Origin of the sequence: Nonomuraea rhodomycinica (genome assembly GCF_013363995.1) — a bacterium.
Lineage (GTDB): Bacteria > Actinomycetota > Actinomycetes > Streptosporangiales > Streptosporangiaceae > Nonomuraea > Nonomuraea rhodomycinica.
Genome location: NZ_JABWGO010000001.1, coordinates 195,928 through 213,284, shown reverse-complemented (window position 1 = coordinate 213,284; position 17,357 = coordinate 195,928). Strand labels below are relative to the sequence as shown.

17 protein-coding genes are annotated in these 17,357 nt (G+C 71.8%); 10 read left to right on the top strand and 7 right to left on the bottom strand.

All coding sequences use genetic code 11. The features are described from left to right. Positions 1-36 precede the first annotated feature (36 nt). Entirely contained in the window at positions 37-441 is a 405-nt protein-coding gene (locus HT134_RS01060) for a MerR family transcriptional regulator (RefSeq protein WP_175598358.1), read from the bottom strand. A gap of 123 nt (positions 442-564) precedes the next feature. Here HT134_RS01060 and HT134_RS01055 point away from each other — a divergent pair, with 123 nt between their 5' ends. The 3 genes from HT134_RS01055 (at position 565) to HT134_RS01045 (ending at position 3,283) form a co-directional block, all read left to right on the top strand. Continuing rightward, positions 565-1,620, top strand: a complete 1,056-nt coding sequence (locus HT134_RS01055) for an aldo/keto reductase (protein WP_175598357.1) — start codon at positions 565-567, stop codon at positions 1,618-1,620. An 86-nt stretch (positions 1,621-1,706) separates the two neighbouring features. Next, the gene (locus tag HT134_RS01050) at positions 1,707-2,270 is read left to right on the top strand and encodes an RNA polymerase sigma factor (RefSeq protein ID WP_175598356.1); all 564 of its coding nucleotides are present in this window, start codon (positions 1,707-1,709) and stop codon (positions 2,268-2,270) included. Further along, on the top strand, positions 2,270-3,283 hold the full coding sequence (locus HT134_RS01045; protein ID WP_175598355.1) for a CU044_5270 family protein: 1,014 nt from the start codon (positions 2,270-2,272) through the stop codon (positions 3,281-3,283). The genes HT134_RS01050 and HT134_RS01045 overlap by 1 nt, the downstream gene beginning before the upstream one ends. Positions 3,284-3,338: 55 nt before the next feature. Here the strand turns inward: HT134_RS01045 and HT134_RS01040 are convergent, their stop codons facing one another. Further along, the gene (locus HT134_RS01040; RefSeq protein WP_217707128.1) at positions 3,339-4,793 is read right to left on the bottom strand and encodes a serine/threonine-protein kinase; all 1,455 of its coding nucleotides are present in this window, start codon (positions 4,791-4,793) and stop codon (positions 3,339-3,341) included. 590 nt (positions 4,794-5,383) lie between these two features. Here HT134_RS01040 and HT134_RS01035 point away from each other — a divergent pair. Further along, positions 5,384-5,989, top strand: a complete 606-nt coding sequence (locus tag HT134_RS01035; protein WP_312887909.1) for a TetR/AcrR family transcriptional regulator — start codon at positions 5,384-5,386, stop codon at positions 5,987-5,989. Positions 5,990-5,999: 10 nt separating this feature from the next. Here the strand turns inward: HT134_RS01035 and HT134_RS01030 are convergent, their stop codons facing one another. Further along, positions 6,000-6,821 carry an alpha/beta hydrolase gene (locus HT134_RS01030; RefSeq protein ID WP_175598353.1) on the bottom strand — a complete coding sequence of 274 codons (822 nt, stop codon included), beginning with the start codon at positions 6,819-6,821 and terminating at the stop codon, positions 6,000-6,002. A gap of 154 nt (positions 6,822-6,975) precedes the next feature. After that, a complete protein-coding gene (locus HT134_RS01025) occupies positions 6,976-7,923 on the bottom strand; it encodes a GbsR/MarR family transcriptional regulator (RefSeq protein WP_175598352.1) in 948 nt (315 codons plus the stop codon). Positions 7,924-8,145: 222 nt separating this feature from the next. Here HT134_RS01025 and HT134_RS01020 point away from each other — a divergent pair, with 222 nt between their 5' ends. The 6 genes from HT134_RS01020 (at position 8,146) to HT134_RS00995 (ending at position 13,552) form a co-directional block, all read left to right on the top strand. Then, positions 8,146-8,403, top strand: coding sequence for a hypothetical protein (locus tag HT134_RS01020; protein WP_175598351.1), 258 nt, complete (start codon positions 8,146-8,148; stop codon positions 8,401-8,403). Positions 8,404-8,419: 16 nt separating this feature from the next. Beyond that, positions 8,420-9,808, top strand: coding sequence for a serine hydrolase domain-containing protein (locus HT134_RS01015; RefSeq protein WP_175598350.1), 1,389 nt, complete (start codon positions 8,420-8,422; stop codon positions 9,806-9,808). A 116-nt stretch (positions 9,809-9,924) separates the two neighbouring features. Then, a complete protein-coding gene (locus tag HT134_RS01010; RefSeq protein WP_175598349.1) occupies positions 9,925-10,839 on the top strand; it encodes an ABC transporter ATP-binding protein in 915 nt (304 codons plus the stop codon). An 89-nt stretch (positions 10,840-10,928) separates the two neighbouring features. Beyond that, positions 10,929-11,729 carry an ABC transporter permease gene (locus HT134_RS01005; protein ID WP_175598348.1) on the top strand — a complete coding sequence of 267 codons (801 nt, stop codon included), beginning with the start codon at positions 10,929-10,931 and terminating at the stop codon, positions 11,727-11,729. A 24-nt stretch (positions 11,730-11,753) separates the two neighbouring features. Next, complete coding sequence (locus HT134_RS01000) at positions 11,754-12,917, top strand: sensor histidine kinase (RefSeq protein ID WP_175598347.1); 1,164 nt, start codon at positions 11,754-11,756, stop codon at positions 12,915-12,917. Continuing rightward, positions 12,908-13,552, top strand: a complete 645-nt coding sequence (locus HT134_RS00995) for a response regulator transcription factor (RefSeq protein ID WP_175598346.1) — start codon at positions 12,908-12,910, stop codon at positions 13,550-13,552. Before HT134_RS01000 ends, HT134_RS00995 begins: the two co-directional genes overlap by 10 nt. A gap of 37 nt (positions 13,553-13,589) precedes the next feature. Here the strand turns inward: HT134_RS00995 and HT134_RS00990 are convergent, their stop codons facing one another. The 3 genes from HT134_RS00990 to HT134_RS00980 form a co-directional block, all read right to left on the bottom strand. Then, the gene (locus HT134_RS00990) at positions 13,590-14,387 is read right to left on the bottom strand and encodes a class I SAM-dependent methyltransferase (protein ID WP_281387404.1); all 798 of its coding nucleotides are present in this window, start codon (positions 14,385-14,387) and stop codon (positions 13,590-13,592) included. Positions 14,388-14,409: 22 nt separating this feature from the next. Then, a complete protein-coding gene (locus HT134_RS00985; protein ID WP_175598344.1) occupies positions 14,410-15,702 on the bottom strand; it encodes a condensation domain-containing protein in 1,293 nt (430 codons plus the stop codon). A gap of 439 nt (positions 15,703-16,141) precedes the next feature. Beyond that, positions 16,142-17,326, bottom strand: coding sequence for an acyl-CoA dehydrogenase family protein (locus HT134_RS00980; protein ID WP_175598343.1), 1,185 nt, complete (start codon positions 17,324-17,326; stop codon positions 16,142-16,144). Positions 17,327-17,357: the final 31 nt, after the last annotated feature.

Genomic DNA, 17,357 nt, shown 5'->3' with positions numbered 1-17,357 from the left:
AGGCGGCGGACTCGCGGCTCGTGCGCCACGCGGCCGTCAGCACGCGTGCGCCTCGCCGGCCTGCTCCACCACGTCCTCGTACAGCCGCACCTTGTAGCTGATCAGGTCGTAGCTCTCGCTGAGGCGCGCCATCTGTTCGAGCACCCGCTCCTGGTGCCGGCGCATCAGCACGAGGCGCTGCTCCTCGTTGCCCGGCCCCTGGCGCACGAGGTCGGTGTAGGCGCGGATGTCCGGCAGCGGCATGCCGGAGGCGCGCAGGACGACGCACACGGACAGCCACTCCACGTCCCGCTCGGCGTACACGCGCCGCCCGCCCGCCGCCCGACGCACCGGATGGGCGAGGATGCCCTCCCGCTCGTAGAAGCGCAGCGCGTGGACGCTCAGCCCGGTCCGCTCGGAGACCTGGCCGATCGTGAGCCCGGAGGCTTCGGAATCCGGCATGCGGGCCAGCATAGTGATCGGCGGAGGTTGACCTAGAGCCGCCTCTAGGGGCTAGCGTGCGACGCGTCCGGCCGCGTCGGGACCGGGCCGGGATCCCCCCTTCTGCGTACAAGGAGCACGTGCATGCGTTATCGCGTCCTCGGCGGCACCGGCATCGAGGTGAGCGTCCACTGCCTCGGCACCATGATGTTCGGCGCCGTCGGCAACCCCGACCACGACGAGTGCGTCCGCATTGTGCGCACCGCGCTCGACCGCGGCGTCAACTTCGTCGACACCGCCGACATGTACTCGGCGGGCGAGTCGGAGGAGATCGTCGGCAAGGCGCTGAAGGGCCGCCGCGACGACGTGGTGCTGGCCAGCAAGGTGTACTTCCCGATGGGTGAGGGCCCCAACCGCGGGGGCGCCTCGCGCCGCTGGATCGTCCGGGAGGTCGAGGCCAGCCTGCGCCGCCTGGGCACCGACTGGATCGACCTGTACCAGGTGCACCGCTTCGACGAGCGGACCGACCTGGAGGAGACGCTGTGGGCGCTGACCGACCTCGTGCGCGAGGGCAAGATCCGCGCGTTCGGCTGCTCGACGTTCCCGGTCGAGGAGATCGTGGAGGCGCGGCACGTCGCCGAGCGGCGCGGCCTCATGCGCTTCCGCACCGAGCAGCCGCCGTACTCGCTGCTGCGCCGCGGGGTCGAGACGGCGGTGCTGCCGCTCTGCCAGAGGTACGGCATGGGCGTGCTGACCTGGAGCCCGCTGGCGTCGGGCTTCCTGACGGGCAAGTACCGCAAGGGCCGCGCGGCGGACCTGTCCACGGGCCGGGCCGCGCTCGCGCCCGCCCGCTTCGACCCGGCGCTGCCGGGCAACGCGGCCAAGTACGACGCCGTCGAGGAGCTGGCGGCCGTGGCCGAGAGCATCGGCTGCTCGCTGCCGGAACTGGCCGTGGCGTTCCCGGTGGCGCATCCGGGCGTCACCTCGGTGATCATCGGGCCGCGGACCATGGACCAGCTGGAGTCGCTGCTCAAGGGAGCGTCGCTGACGCTGGACGACGAGACGCTGGACCGGATCGACGCGATCGTGCCGCCGGGCGCGGACCTCTACCAGGCCGACGGGGCGTGGCGGCCGCGGGTGCTGACCGACGCCTCCCTGCGCCGCCGGCCGGTCGCCGACCGCGCCGCCGCGGCGCTCTGAGCCCCGGGGCGAGGAGCTCCCCGCGAACACCCGCCCCGGGTTCGGCGAAAGGAGGTCATGAACCAGAGGATCAAGAGGTGACCGCGATGCCGCGTGCGCTGCCGGCGCAGGACGCGGACGTCGTGATCATCGAGCAGTCCTGGCACGACCCCGAGCGCTTCGCCGCCATCTTCGACCGCCACTACGCCGGCATCCACGCCTACGCCGCGCGCAGGCTCGGCGGCGGCCTGGCCGACGACGTGGCCGCGGAGACGTTCCTGATCGCCTTCGACAAGCGCACCGGCTACGACGTGTCGCACCCCGACGCGCGGCCCTGGCTGTACGGCATAGCGTCCAATCTCATCGCCCGCCACCGCCGCGCCGAGGTACGCCAGTACCGGGCGCTGGCCAGGGCGGGCGCGGACGACCCGGCGGAGGACCACGCCGAGCGGGTCGCGGGAGCGGTCGACGCGGGGGCCCGCACAGGCAGGCTCGCCGCGGCACTGGCCGAGATCGCCGACGGCGACCGGGACGTGCTGCTCCTCGTCGCCTGGGCCGAGCTCACCTCGGAGCAGGCGGGCAACGCGCTCGGCATCCCGGCGGGCACGGCGCGTTCCCGGCTGCACCGGGCCCGCAAGAAGATCCAGGCCGCTCTCGGAGAGGACGCGTGATGAACGACATCGAGACGCTGCGCGAGTGCTGGGAGCGGCCGGCGCCGCCGGCTGCCGACGTCCGGGCCGCGGCCCGGGCCGCCCTGCTGGCCCGGGCCGCCGGGCCGCCCCGCGGGAGGCGCCGGTGGGCGGTGCGGGCGCTGGCGCTGGCCGCCGCCACGGTGGTGATCGCCACGGGGGCGACCGTGGTCCAGACCGTGGCCGGCGGGGAGCGGAGCCTGCCCCCGGCCAACGCCCAGGTGGTGCTGACGAGGATCGCCGCGGCCGTGCAGGAGAAGAACTTCACGCCACCCCGCGACGACCAGTGGATCTACACCGAGATCCGCAGGCAGGGCCACTTCTTCAAGGGCATGCAGCCCGGCGCGCGGTTCACCCCGAGCACGCCGCTGAGAACCGACGTCGATGACATCTGGACGCGCGCCGACGGCAGGCGGATCGGCTACATGGTGAACGGCAAGCTGACGACCAGCGACCCCGGTGTGCGGACGCCGGAGAACACCTACGCCCTCCTGACGGCCCTGCCCACGGACCCCGACGCGCTCCTGGCCAGGTTCCGTGAGATCCACGGAGGCGGCAAGCCGATCGACGACGCCTACCTCTTCGAGCGGTTCGCCGTGACGCTCGAACAGAGCATCGTCCCTCCGGCGCAGGAGGCCGCGATCTACCGGGCACTGGCCAAGGTCCCCGGTGTGACGGTGGACGAGTCCGCCACCGACGCCGAGGGCCGCCCGGCGCTGTCGGTCTCCCGCGTCGCCGACGGCTGGCGCGAGGTGGAGATCCTGCTGGACCCGGCGACGTACGCCTACCGGCAGCGGCGTGAGACGGCGGTGGCCGACCACGACGAGATGTCCCCGCGGCCCGGCGTCGAGGCGTACACCGGTGAGGACGGGACGAGCACGCCTCAACCCCCGCGGCTGGAGTGGAGCATCGAGAAGGGAGCCGTCTGGAACATCTTCACCCGCACCGCCGTGGGCGTCGTCGACCAGGTCGGGCAGAAGCCGCGGCCGGACTGACCGGCGCTGTCCGGCCGCGGCGTCGCCCGCCCTCACCGCCTCGCGTCGCCCGCCCTCACCGCCTCGCGCCGCCTGCTTCGACGGTCTCGGCCTCGCCGGCCTTCGAAGCCTCGGCGTTCCAGCCGAGCGCGATGACCAGGGCGACGGCGACGGCGGCCAGCGCGACCCACAGCGCGGTCATCGGCGACATCCACTCGCCCAGCAGGCTGGTCAGCCCGGTCCAGGCGAAGGGCGGCGCGGCCAGCCCCGCGAGGCAGGCTGCGGTGACCACGGTGGTGCGCAGGGTGCTGCCGATGACCCGGGCCACGGGGGCGACGGCCCGTCCGGTCACCTTGGCGGTCAGCGCTCCAAGGACGCAGCAGCAGCTCAGGAGCGTGAGGACGGTCAGCACGACGACCACCGTGACGCCTTCGTCCCGCAGCCCCGGCGACTCGTCGAAGACCTCCTCGAACGGCGTGCCGTCGACCGCCCTGAGCACGGAGTCGAACCCGTCGCCCAGGCCGCCGACGGCGAGGGCGAGCAGGGACAGCGTCACCAGCGCGGCGCCGGTGGCCTGCCACGGCGGCCTCCTCCTCCGGGCCGGGGCCCGCGGTTCCGTCGGCGTGCGCGACGTGGCCGGGGGCGGGGTGAGGATGGCCGTCTCCCGTTCGGTGATCATCCTCGTGACGTCCAGGGGAAGCCACCACGGCGCGTCCGCGGCGGGTCCGGCGAGCCGGTCGATGACGGCGGACACCCCGGGGCGCCCGGCCGGCTCCTTGTCCAGGCAGGCGGTGATCAGGCCGGCGAGGTCGTCCGGGATCCCGGACAGGTCGGGCTGCTCGTGCACGATCCGGAAGCCGAGCGCCTCGCCGTGGCCGGTGCCGAAGGGGCTGCGCCCGGTCGCGGCGTAGGCCAGCACGCTGCCGAGCGCGAACACGTCGGACGGCGGCCCGACCGCGTGGCCGCGGGCCTGCTCGGGCGACATGAACGCCGGAGTGCCCACCACCATGCGCGAATGGGTCTGGCTGACGCGGTCCAGGGCCCGGACGATGCCGAAGTCGATGAGGCGGGGACCGCCCTCGGCCAGGATCACGTTGCCCGGCTTGAGGTCGCGGTGCACGAGCCCGCAGGCGTGGACGGCGGCGAGCCCCTCGGCCAGACCCGCCCCCAGGACGGCGACCGACGCGACCGGCAGCGGGCCGTGGCGGCTCACCGCCTCCTCCAGGGACGGTCCGGGGATGTAGGCGGTGGCCAGCCACGGCCGCGCGGCGGAGGTGTCGGCGTCGATCACCTGGGCGGTGTAGAAGCCGCCGACCTTGCGCGCCGCCTCCACCTCCTGGGCGAAGCGGCGCCGGAACTCCGCGTCCCCGGCCAGGTCCGGGCGCACCACCTTGACCGCGACCGGGAGCCCGCCGCGCGAGCGGCCCAGGAACACCTCTCCCATCCCGCCGCCGCCCAGCCGCCCCACCAGCCGGTACGGGCCCACTTCGGGCGAGTCGCCCGCGCGCAGAGCATGGATCACGGCGGTCACCGGCTCCTCTGCCCGGCCGCGGCCCCCGGCATGGAGCGGCACGGCCGGCAGGGCGTCACCGGTCTCGCCCACCACCCGCGGCGCGATCCCGGGACCCCACCGGCGGCCGGCGCCGCGACCCGCCCAAGAGGCACCGCGACGCATGCGGACGGTGGCGCGTCGCGTCCGGGAGGTGGCGCGGCGCCTTCGGACGGCGGTGCGTAACGTCCCCGAGGTGGCGCGACGCGTCCGAGAGGCGCCGCCATGCATTCGGACGGCGGCACGTAACGTCCCCGAGGTGGCGCGTGACGTCCGGGAGGCGCCGCGACGCGTCCGAGAGGCGGTGCGACGCGTCCGCGAGACGGCGGTACGGGCCAGGGAGGCGGCGCGACGTGTCCGGACGGTGCCCCGACGCGTCGGGGCGGTGCCAGGAGGCGTCCTGGGGGCTGGTCGTCGTGCGTCTCGCGGTCTCGTCCGGACATCGCAGCCCTCCTCGGCGGACCCGCCCCCCGGGCGGCGGGCCGTACCCTATCTAGAGAATTTTTCTAGAAGAGTTTTTTAGATCAGCGCTCTGGTTGTCAATCGGCCGCCGTCCCCGGTAAAGAGGTGGCGTGAAGTCAGCGAAGCAGGCGCGCGGCCGGGAGACCGTCGAGCAACTGGTGGAGGCCGCGATGGCGGTCTACGCCGAGGGCGGCCCCCAGCGCTTCACGCTGACCGCCGTCGTCGAGGCCAGCGGCGTGAGCGTGGGCAGCCTCTACCACCACTTCGGCAGCTTCGACATCCTGGCCGCGGAGGTGTGGAGCCGCTGCATGGCCGACCTGCTCGACCACCTCGTCGCGGCCCTGCGCGCGACGCGCACCGCCCGCACCGGCATCCGCGCCATGGTCGTCGGCTACCTGCGCTGGGCCGCCGAGCACCGGGCGCGGGCGCACTTCCTGCTGGTGTCGCCGCACGCGGGGCACGTCCTTCCGCACGCCGAGCGGATGCGGGCCGGCAAGGCGGAGCGGATGGAGGCCATCGCCGCGTGGTTCGCCCCGCACGTCGCGGCGGGCCGCATCCAGGACCTGCCGCCCGCGCTCATCGAGATGCTGGTGATCGGGCCGGTCGCGGAGACCGTACGCCGCTGGCTGGCCGGTGTGCCCGGCATCGACCTCGACGAAGCCGCCAGGCTGCTGCCCGAGCGGGTCTGGCAGTCCGTCCGGGGGCCGGGCTCCTAGCGGTCCGCCGTCACCGGGGGATCAGGGCGGCGATGTCGGCGAACAGGCGGTCGTGGGCGGCGGCGGCCTCGGCCGAGGTCAGGTCCATGTTCTGGATGAAGCCGTGCTCCAGGCCCGGCTCCTGCCGGTGCCGCACGCGTACGCCGGCCTGGGCCAGCCGGCGGGCGTAGGCGTCGCCCTCGTCGCGCAGCGCGTCGTGCTCGGCGGTCACGATGAGCGTGTCCGGCATGCCGGACAGGTCGGCGGTGAGCAGCGGGCTGGCGTGCGCGCGGCCGGCCGGGTCGGGCGTCCACAGCGCGACGGCCCACATGAGGAAGTCGGCGTCCAGCGAGTGACCCGTGCCCTTCTCGGCGACGCTCGGCTGCGAGAGCGTCAGGTCGGTGTTGGGGCAGATGAGGACCTGCAGGGCGGGCAGCGGCTCGCCCGCGTCGCGCAGCCGCAGGCACGCCATGGTCGCCAGGTAGCCGCCGGCGCTGTCACCGGCCACCGCCGCGGGCCGCGCCCAGCGCAGCACGGCGGTCACGTCCTCGACGGCCGCGGGGTACGGGTGCTCGGGGGCGCGCCGGTAGTCGACGGCCAGCACCTCGACGTCACAGGCGTCGGCGATGCGCCGGCAGGTGCGGTCGTGGGTGTCGAGGTCGCCGATGACGAAGGCGCCGCCGTGCGCGAACACCACCAGCGGCCGGGCCTGCTCCGACGGCCGATAGTGGCGCAGCGGCAGCCCGCCCGGCCCGCGGAGGTCCTCCACGCGGGCCAGCTCGGGGCCGCGGGGGCGGGCGGCGGCCCGCCGGCGCGAGCCTTCGCGCAGCTCCGCCAGGTCAGGGAAGGTCATGGGGCAGCCTCTCGTCCGGCCGGGGACCGATCAAGACTACTCTCGTCCGGCCGGGGACGGATCAGGACCGCTCTCGTCCGGCCGGGGACGGATTAAGACCGCTCTTGTCCGGCCGGGGATCGATCAGGACCGCTCCCGTCCGGCCGGGTAGCGATCAGGAGCAGCGGCATGCGGGGCCGGGCAGGGCCTCGCGCTGGGCCGGGCTCAGGCGGTCCGGCCGGGCCGTGACGGTGTACGCGCCGGCTTCGGTGCGCTCCAGCGCGAGCGGATCGGCGATGATCGGGCGGCGTCCGGCCGCGTCCACGGCGGCGGCGACGCGCCCGCGCGGCCAGTCCAGCGCCGCGGCCAGCTCCTCCCCGGTGACCGGCCGGCCGGCGTGCACGAGCGCGGCGAGCACCGTCAGCGTGTCGAGCACGACGGCCTCGGTCAGACCGCCGCCGTCCATCTGCTCGCTGATCTGGGCGAAGAACCGGCCCATCCGGCCCAGCCGGATCGCGGCGGGCGTGCCGGCGCCGAAGACGTCGACGCCGCGCCGGGCGGCCCTGGCCACCTCGGCGTGCGCTCCGGTGTCGGCCCTCCACGCCCGTCGCCACACGTCGTCGCCGACGACGTACCGCTCGCGCCGTCCCCGGGAGTCCGGTTCGCGCCGGAGCAGCTCGATCGCCTCCAGGGCGGCGATGGCCTTGGACACCGACGCCGGGCTGACCTGGAGCCGGCGTACCAGCTCGGCCGCCGTCAGGCTCCCCGCGTCGGAGGTGATCAGGCAGGCGAACACCCGGGACGCCATCCGGGTCAGCCCGGTGCCGGCCAGCAGGACCGCGAGCTCGTCCACGAACGCGCGCACCTCCTCGGACGGCCGTCCGTCGATCGGCGGCTCCCCCTGTGGCTCGCCGGTCGGCCCGCGCCGGCGGGCGCGCCGTCCGGCTGCCTGCTGGGCGCGGTCGGCGAGGTAGCCGCCGTGTAGGCCGTTGCGCGCGACCTCCCGGCTGATCGTGGAGGTCGGCCGGCCGAGGCGCCTGGCGATCTCGGCGTACCCGAGCCCTTCGGCGAGCCAGGCCGCGATCAGCCGGCGGTCCTCGTGGGTGAGTCTGGCTCCGGGCATCGGCCGGCCTCCTGCGGGTCGACGTGGTCGCGTTCATCCACATTACATTGCAACGAACGACGAGTGCGGGTTGCATTTCCCAGCAAGGCGGTTGCAACGATTGTGCGAATTCACCTGCATAGACGCTGGTTTCAAAGGGTTGATACGTTGACGCTCCAGGAAACGCAATGTAGCTTTTCGCCATCCGGAAACTCCGGGAAGGCGTCAGAGGAGGAAGCGACGATGCACGTGATGGCGATCTCCACGATCTCCGACGAGGACGGGTTCTGGGCCGCGCTCAAGGAGGCGCACGCCCGGCTGCCCAAGGGAGCCAGGTGGGTCCTGGCCGTGGCCGGCGGCGACGGCACCAAGGCGGTGAACGTCGTCGTCCACGACTCGATCGACAGCGTCAGGGACATCTTCGAGGGGCCCACCGGGCCCTTCGCCGTGACGGAGTACTTCGAGGCCGACGCCGCCAACGCGGTCGGCCTCTCCAAGTAGCCCGGGAAGGGCCCCGATGGCAGAGACCTTCGACGTGGAACAGGTCCGGGGACGGGTCACCGAGCTCCTGGCCGAGTACCGGATCCCGAGCGCGGCGATCGGCGTGCTCCACGACGGGCGGATCACCGGCCTCGCCGCCGGCGTGACGAACGTGCTCACGGGCGAGCCGGCGACGACCGGCACCGTCTACCAGCTCGGCTCCATGACCAAGACCTGGACCGCGCTCGCGTTCATGCAGCTCGTCGACGAGGGCAAGGCCGGGCTGGACGAGCCGGTGCGCGCGTACCTGCCCGATTTCGCGGTCGCCGACCCCGTGACGACCGCCGAGGTCACGCCGCGCCACCTGCTCAACCACACCAACGGCATCGAGGAGGACTACGGCGACCCCGGCGAGGGCGACGACGTGTACGCGCGCATGGTGGCCGGCATCGCAGCAGCGCCCCAGGTCCACCCCCTGGGCCGCACCCACGGCTACAGCGCGGCCCTCGGCTACGCGATCCTCGCCCGCGTCATGGAGGTGATCGACGGCAAGGGGTGGGACGCCGTCATGCGCGACCGCCTCTTCGGCCCCCTCGGACTGACGGCCACGAGCAGCCGGCACGAGGACGTGGACCCGGACCGGGCCGCGACCGGGCACATCCTGCGCTCGCTCGACGAGGGGCCGGTCGTCTCGCCGCTGAGCCACCTGCCCCGCGCCTTCGGGCCCGGCGGCAACATCGCCTCCACCGTCCCCGAGGTGCTGGCGATGGCGCACGTCCTCCTGCACGAGGGCAGGGCGGCCGACGGCACGCGCATCGTCTCGGCCGCGGCGGTGCGGGAGATGATGACCTCCCGGGTCGCCGTGCCCGACCCGTACATGTTCGGGCCGGAATGGGGCCTCGGGCTCGTCGTGTGCGACTGGCACGGCGAGACCGTGTACGCGCACGACGGCAGCACCATCGGCCAGAACGCCCGCCTGCGGATCCTGCCGGACTCCGGTGTCGCGCTCACGATGCTGACCAACGGAGGACCCCGCGAGAGCTTCTACAAGAAGGTGTTCAACGAGATCCTGGCCGGCCTCGGAGCCGTCACGATCCCGGACCTGCCCGAGCCGGATCCCTCGCTGAGGCTCGACCCGTCCCGGTACGAGGGCGTCTACGAGCGGCCCGGCTCCCGCTACGAGGTCCACGCCGAAGACGGGCGGCTCCGCCTCACCCTCGTCATGGACCCGGTGAACGCCCGCTTCGCCGGCAGGCCCGACCGGATCACCCACGACCTGCTCCCGGTGAGCGAGACGCACTTCCTGATGCCCTCGGACGACCCGCTCGAGGACCCGCAGACCGTCGCGATCCATGACTTCCAGGACGGGGTCGCGCGGTACCTCCACACCAACTGCCGGGCGGCCCCGCGCACCGGCGCTCTTTGACCGCCGGTCGGGCGGCTCACTCCGCTCCGGCACGGCCGTTTTACGGGTTTCCGCCATAGAAGACGACGGTTCGCCTCCATGGTGGCCGTCCGGACGGCCACCTAGCCTCAGCCGGTGTGATCAGTCTCAAGGGATTGTGCAAGCGCTACGGAGACCGTACGGCCGTGGACGACCTGTCGCTGGAGGTCAGGGCCGGCGCCGTGACGGGGTTCCTCGGGCCCAACGGCGCGGGCAAGTCGACGACGATGCGCCTCGTCCTGGGCCTCGACCGCCCCACCGCGGGCACCGCGCTGATCGGCGGCGTCCCGTACCACCAGCTCAGGAACCCGCTGCGGACGGTCGGCGCGATGCTGGACGCGCGGGCGCTGCACCCCGGCAGGAGCGGGTACGCGCACCTGACGGCGCTGGCGCGCAGCAACGGCATCGCGCGCGGCCGGGTGGCGGAGGTCCTGGAGAGGGTCGGCATGGCGGAGGGGGCGCGCAGGCGGGCCGGGGCGCTGTCGCTGGGCATGAGCCAGCGGCTCGGCATCGCCGCCGCGCTGCTGGGCGACCCCGCGGTGCTGATGTTCGACGAGCCCGTCAACGGCCTCGACCCCGAGGGGGTGCGCTGGGTGCGTCACCTGATGCGCTCGCTGGCCGACGAGGGGCGCACGGTGTTCGTCTCCAGCCACCTGATGAGCGAGATGCAGCTCACCGCCGACCACCTCGTCGTGATCGGCAGGGGGCGGCTGATCATGGACGCGCCGCTGGCCGAGGTGATCGCCGGCAGCGCCCTGACGGCCGTGGCCGTCCGCACGCCGCACGCGGACGACCTGTCCGCGCGGCTGTCCGCGGCCGGCGTCACCGTGGAGCGCCTCGGCGAGAACGAACTGGTGGCGACCGGCGCCACGATCGAGCGCGTCGGCGACCTCGCGTACGAGGCTGGCATCCGGCTGCACGAGCTGCGTACCCGCGAGGCCTCGCTGGAGCAGGCGTACCAGGAGCTGACGGCCGGCAGCGTGGAGTACGCGACCAGGGGGACCGGCGCGTGAGCGGTGGACCACGCGACGAGGGGGACCGGCGCGTGAGCGAGGGGGACGGGCGCGTGAGCGGTGGAGTGGGCGATGAGGAGGACGGCCGCGTGAACGGGGTCGTGCTGCTGGGCCGGGCGGTCGGCGCCGAGTGGGTGAAGCTGTGGTCGGTCCGCTCCACCTGGTGGTGCCTGGCCGGCGCGGCGGCCCTGACGGTGCTCGGCGCGGTGACGGTCGGCGCCGGCGAGGCCACCGACCTGGCGCGCGCCGCCGCCGGGGACGCGAGCGTCACCGCCAGCGGGCCGGTGGTGTCGGCCGCGGCGCTCGTCCCGTTCGCGCTGGCCGCGATGGCGACGCTGGTGATCACCGCGGAGTACGCCTCGCGCGGCATCTGGGGCACGCTCCAGGCCGTGCCCGTGCGCGGCCGGGTGCTCGCCGCGAAGGCGCTGGTGGTGGCGCCGGTGGCGGCCGTCGCGGGAGTGCTGTCCGGGGCGGCGGCGACCGCGGCCGTCACCGCGGTGCTGTCGGCCGACGTGTTCGGCGCCCGCGTGGCGCTGCCCCCGGACCGGATCGCGCTCGACCTCCTGCGCATGGGCCTGTTCTTCGCCCTGGTGTCGGTGATGACCGTCGGCGTGGGCGCCGCCGTGCGCAGCGCCGCCGGAACGCTGAGCGTGGTGTTCATGCTGCTCATGGGCGTGCCGATGATCCTGCTGATGACGGGCGGCTCCGCGGCGCTGGCGGCGTCGTTGCGCATGCCGCTGTTCGCCGGGCTCGCCTTCATGGAGAGCGCCGACACCGTCACCGGGGGCCCGATCCCGTACCCGGCGGGGGAGGGGCTGGCCTGGCTGCTCGCCTGGACCACGGCGGCGCTGGCCGCCGGCCACGCGGTGCTGCGCCGGCGCGACGCCTAGACTGCGGCCGTGCCGGCTTCCCCCATGTCATCCACCTCCGTGCCAGGTCACCGGGTCGCGCGCACGCTGACCGGGGTGCTCGCGGGCGCGGCCCTCGGGATCGCGGAACTGGTTTTCCTCTGCGCGGCCGTCCCGGCCCGGCTGATCCCGCCCGCGCGGCCCGCCGCCGGCCGCGGCCTGGCCCGGCTGCTGTCGCTGGAGCGGGCCCGGCTGGCCCGCTGGCTCGACCACGACACCGAACCGGCGAGCGGCGGTTACGGCTTCCTCGCCGCCCGCGCCGCCCTGGGCGTCGTCGTGGGGTACGCCTTCGCGGCCGGGCTGTTCCTGTCCGGCCTGCTCCTGGCCGGCGGGCTGTGGGCGCTGGCCACCGGGCGGGGCGAGGCCGTGGCCGTCAACCTGCCCGGCGTGCGGCTGGTCACCGACAGCGGGATCGTCGGGCTGGTGACCGCGGCGCTCCTGCTGACGCTGACCGTGCCCGCGGCGCTGGCCGCCGGCGCCGCCGAACGCCGCCTGGCCGGCCACTTCCTCGGGCCGGGCCGGCAGGAGCTGATGCGCCGGCGCATCGCCGAGCTGACCGCGACCCGCTCCGGCATCGTCCGCGCCGTGGACGACGAACGGCGCAGGATCGAACGCGACCTGCACGACGGCGTCCAGCAGCGGGGCGTCGCGCTGGCCATGCTGCTCGGCCGCGCCCGGCACGACGCCGACCCGGCCCGGACCGGCGAGCTGGTCGCCCAGGCCTACGCCGAGTCCCGCCGGCTCCTGGACGAGCTACGCAGCGTCGCCTGGCGGATCTATCCGACCGCCCTGGACGAGCTGGGCCTGCGCGCCGCGCTCACGGGCGTGGCCGAGCGGTCGGGCGTACCGGTGACCGTGCACTACGGGCTGGCCGCGCGGCCGGTGCGCGAGGTCGAGACGGCCCTGTACTTCGTCGCCCGCGAGGCGATCACCAACGCGATCAAGCACGCGGGCGCGCACGACGTCCTCGTCGTGCTGACCGAGGACGAGGAGGCGGTGAGCGTGGTGATCTCCGACGACGGCGCCGGCGGCGCCGACCCCGCAGGCGGCGGGCTGTCCGGCCTGGCCAGGCGGGTCCTGGCGCTGGACGGGACGTTCAGCGTCGACAGCCCGCCGGGCGGCCCGACCACGATCGCGGCGACGCTGCCCAAGGAGACGCCGTGCGGGTGATCCTGGCCGACGACTCGGTGCTGCTGCGCGAGGGCCTGAGCCGGCTGCTGGAGGACGCCGGGCACGAGGTCGCCGCCTCCGTCGGCGACGCCGAGGCGCTGCTCGACGCCGTCGGCGCGCACCGCCCCGACGTGGCCGTGGTCGACGTGCGCATGCCGCCGACGCACACCGACGAGGGGCTGCGGGCCGCGCTGGAGATCCGCGAACGCCTCCCGGACGTCGGCGTGCTCGTCCTGTCGCAGTACGTGGAGACGACCTACGCGGCCACCCTCCTCGGGGGCCGCACCGAGGGGCTCGGCTACCTGCTCAAGGACCGGGTCTCGGAGGTGGGCGACTTCCTGGACTCGCTCGGGCGGGTGCACGCGGGCGGCACGGTCGTGGACCCGGAGGTGGTCCGCCGGCTCCTGGCCCGCACCGCCCGCGCCGACCCGCTGAGCCGGTTGAGCCCGCGCGAGACCGAGGTGCTGCGGCACCTCGCCCAGGGCTACGTCAACACGGCGATCGCCGCCCGCCTGCACGTGTCGCTCAGCACGGTCGAGAAGCACATCAACGCCATCACCGACAAGCTCGACCTGCCGCGCGACCCCGGCTACAGCCGCCGCGTCCTGGCCATCCTGCGCTACCTCGACGCCTGACCACCGTGCCGCGCGACTGCGCGCACACCTACCATGACTACACATCGTCCTCCATGGTGCGGGGTGCAAGGCGGTAGAGGGAGATCACGTCTGTGAGACCGGCGGCGAACGGCGTCATGTTCCAGTCGGACCAGCGATCGAGAAGGATAAAGCCGGCTTGCTTGCACAGGGAGTCCATTTCCTCAAGCGTGAGGTAATGTGCTTGGTGTGGGAAGAGGCGTATCCCGTCCTTGGTGAAGTGAATGTCGCCGATATCCAGTCTCGAGTCCTCTCGATCGACAAGAATTGCCGACAGCACGACTTCGTCCGGCAGGATCCGTCTGATGAGCAGAGTCTGGGTGAAACTCTCGTCCTGCTTCTGCCGCTCCGACATCAGCCACGTCTCGATCACGAGGACGCCGTCTTCGCTGATGCACGAGGAAAGATTTTCCAGGGCGCGCCTCTGCTCATCATGCCCGCCCAGCATGTAGAAGGTGTTGAACAGGCAGGTGATCAAACCATATTTCCCTGCCGGGGCCTCCTCGGCGATGTCCAGAAGCTCGATCTCCAGTGTGGCGGCCTGCGCGGCGGCCTTCTCCTTGAGAACTGAAAGCATCTTCGGGCTGATATCGATGGCATGCACGTCCTTCCCTGCCAGTGCCAGGGGTAGGGCGATCCTGCCGGTGCCGGCCCCGACCTCCAGGACGCGACCGCTCTGGTGGAGGTTGGACAGCACGTTCAACTGCTTGGCCGTAAGGTCCGGCTCGACCGAGAAGTGTTGATCATAGACGTCGGCTATCCGCTCGCCGTACATCGCGGCGTTGAAACCTTCCACCTGATACTCCCGTCTATGCAGGGGCTGTGCCGACTTTGATGGATCACGCGTCCAACTCCTGGTCGGAGACGATCACTCTGACCAACTCGGCATGCATGTCCCGTATGACTGCCTCAACCTGGGGGCGGTCGAATCGTGGCCAGAATGAGCGCAGGATGAGCGACACGTGGGTTCCGCCCCAGACGTATCCATAGAAGCCTGGCTCTACCGCGATGCGCACGGCCCCCCAGGACAGCCTCGCAACTTCCAGATCGTCGTCGGCATGACGACGCGAATCCCCCTCTGCGTAGTTGAAATAGATCACCGGATCGTCGTCCGGCCGACCGCCGTACGCCTCCTCGCGGAGTGATCGAACCCGGTCTATGTCATAGCAGCCGTTTCTGAAAGCGATCAGCGTTTCCCGGTAGAGGCGTCGGCAATGGACGCCGAGCCGCTCCGTGGGATCGGTGCGGTGGAGAACGGGGACGAACTGGCCGAGGTTGGCGGCGGCCTGCTTGAGCGCGGGATCGAACCTGTTGGCCGACATCAGTTGGATCGTCGGCTGTATCAGTGAGCCGGCACGAGCCAGAGCTCTGGTGAAGACACCCATCAGCAGGCTGGAGATGCTGAGACCATGCTCACTTGCGCGTCGCTGCAGCGTCCCGGGAGTAAGTCCGGTCTTCAGCGTGGCCATCCACTGCGATGCGCCCTCGCCCTCCAGAGGGATGGCCTCCCAGCGAGCGCTCTGCCGCCATACCTCACTGAAATAGCGATCGACTCGCTCGCTCCGGCGTCGCCATCTATCGGAGCCCTGATACTCCGCGATCTCCCGCGGGCCGGGCCTGACCGGCCCGGGCCGGCCCTCCAGAAGGCGCTGAAAATCCTCTCTGAGGAGGCTGATCGCTGCCAGGTCCACGCCGATGTGATGAAAGCAGAGCGCGATATGGGAGGGGCGACCGTCGACAACGATCAACGCGGCCCGCCAGGAAAACTGCTCTCCCAGGTCCATCGCCCGTGTGCAGTATTCCTCGGCGACCTCTGCCGCACGGCCCTGGCCGTCTCCACCGATGAAGCTGAGGACCGGTAACTCTACGCGGGGCGCTCGATGGATGATCTGGCGCGCCTGCCGGCTTCGATTCCCGATGCCGTCGTATGTCGTCCGCAGGACCTCGTTGCGCTCAACCAGTCCCGCGAAAGCGCTGAGGATCCTGGCGACGGTGACGCCGTCAGGAACGCGCCATGTATGATCAAGATTGTATGTGACCCCAATATTGTGCAGCTGATCCTTGGGGTGCCGCTCGATTCCTCGAAAGATATAGAGTTGCCCCAGGCTCAGTGGTGCCGCTATCAATTTCACCCCTCATCGGGTCCACCGGCTCGGGCGGCGGCCTGCCTGCTCAGAATTGCTCCGTCCAAACTCTTGCCCGTTCTCTCGGGTTGACGGGTGGCGAACGCCGGAATTCTGCGTCCGCCACCCGGGATCACGCATGGGCGGAAAGTTTAGCCGGGCTTGCTGGTGGCCATACCGAACTCCTCTCCCAATTGCCGCCCGTTTTCAGGCGTGCGCTTCGATAATGAATGTTGTCACACCCATTGACCGTGCGCAAGGGTTGATTTACTGGCTTGACTTCTTGAGTAAGTCGATTATTCGAGCATGTTAAGCCGGCGCCGCACATTCACGGAAATGTGTTTGGCGCGCGCTATTTGCGTTGGTGTGCCGTGGGGACGCGATCGCGCTGGTCACGAGTGGCGGCCGCCGAAAAGAGGACCGCCCTCCACGACTGCAAAGCGCCTCCTCATATGAGGCCGACAGCCGAGTCGCTCAGAGCCAGCAGGCCGGTTGCCCGCAGCAGCCTGTCGTTGGAGTAGTTGAGAGCCGCCGACCGCAGGTCGCGCAGATGGCGTTCGAAGGGAATCGGTGAGTTGCGCAGATAACCGATGCCGAGGCCGGCGACCTGCACGCAGTGATCGCTCACCTCGTACGCCAGTTCAGCGGCGGTTATCTTGAGGATGTTGAGGTGAATCTGGACCTGCGAGCTGTCCAGGCTCTTGCCCCGGTTCCTGTGGTCGGCGACCTCGTCGGTGACCAGCCGAAGATAGGCGCTGATCAGCTCTAGTCGTTGTCTGATCCGGGCGATTCGTTCGTGCAGGAGATCGGAGCCTATGTCCAGGCTCTTCGGGCGCTTCGCCGACCTCAGCACCGTGACGAGCTCCCGGAGAGCCTCGGTGGCCGTGCCGAGCCAGCAGGCCGACCATCCGATGTGCGCGAGAGGCATGAAGCTCTCGACCGCCACCCGACGGAACTCGCCGTCCTCTCCGATGATCTGCTCCGTGGGAACGGTCGCTCGCATCGTCAAGCCGATGCTGTGCGTCCCCCTCATCCCGAGCGAGTCCCACTCCCCGGTGAATTCGACGTCGGCCTGATGGCGGTCGACAAGCACCAAGGTGACCCGGTTGGGGGAGGATTCAGGCCGTGATCGCATGGTGACGAGATAGGCATCAGCGTGTGCGCCACCTGTGACCACAGGCGCGTCGCGCTTGAGCAGCAAGCCGTCGGCTGTGGGTTCCAAGGGTGATGCGCCGGTGAGCAGATGGCCACCGCTCTCTCGTTCCGACGTGATCGATGCGAGGTAGATCTTCCCCTTGGCGATGTGAGGAAGGATCCGCTCGCGGAGCTCCTCCTGCGCGAAATGGACGAGGGCGTCGACCTGCTGGCAGTGCATAGCGAAGATCATCGCGGTGGACAGACAGCCACCCGCGAGGACCTGGGCGACTCGCACGAGGTCGTCAAGTGTTCCACCGAGGCCCCCGTAGTGCCGGGGGACCAGGAGTCCCATGAGACCCGAAGCGCGGAGGGCGGCGAGACTCTCCTCTGGGAATCTGGCGTCGGCGTCGACCTCGGCTGCGGTCTTGTGAAGTGTCGGCAGAACCTCTCGGGCCGCGGCGATCGCGTCCGGGGCTCCGGAGTTGTCGGTCACCATGGTGTTCCTTTCCGACGTGACGTTTCTCTGA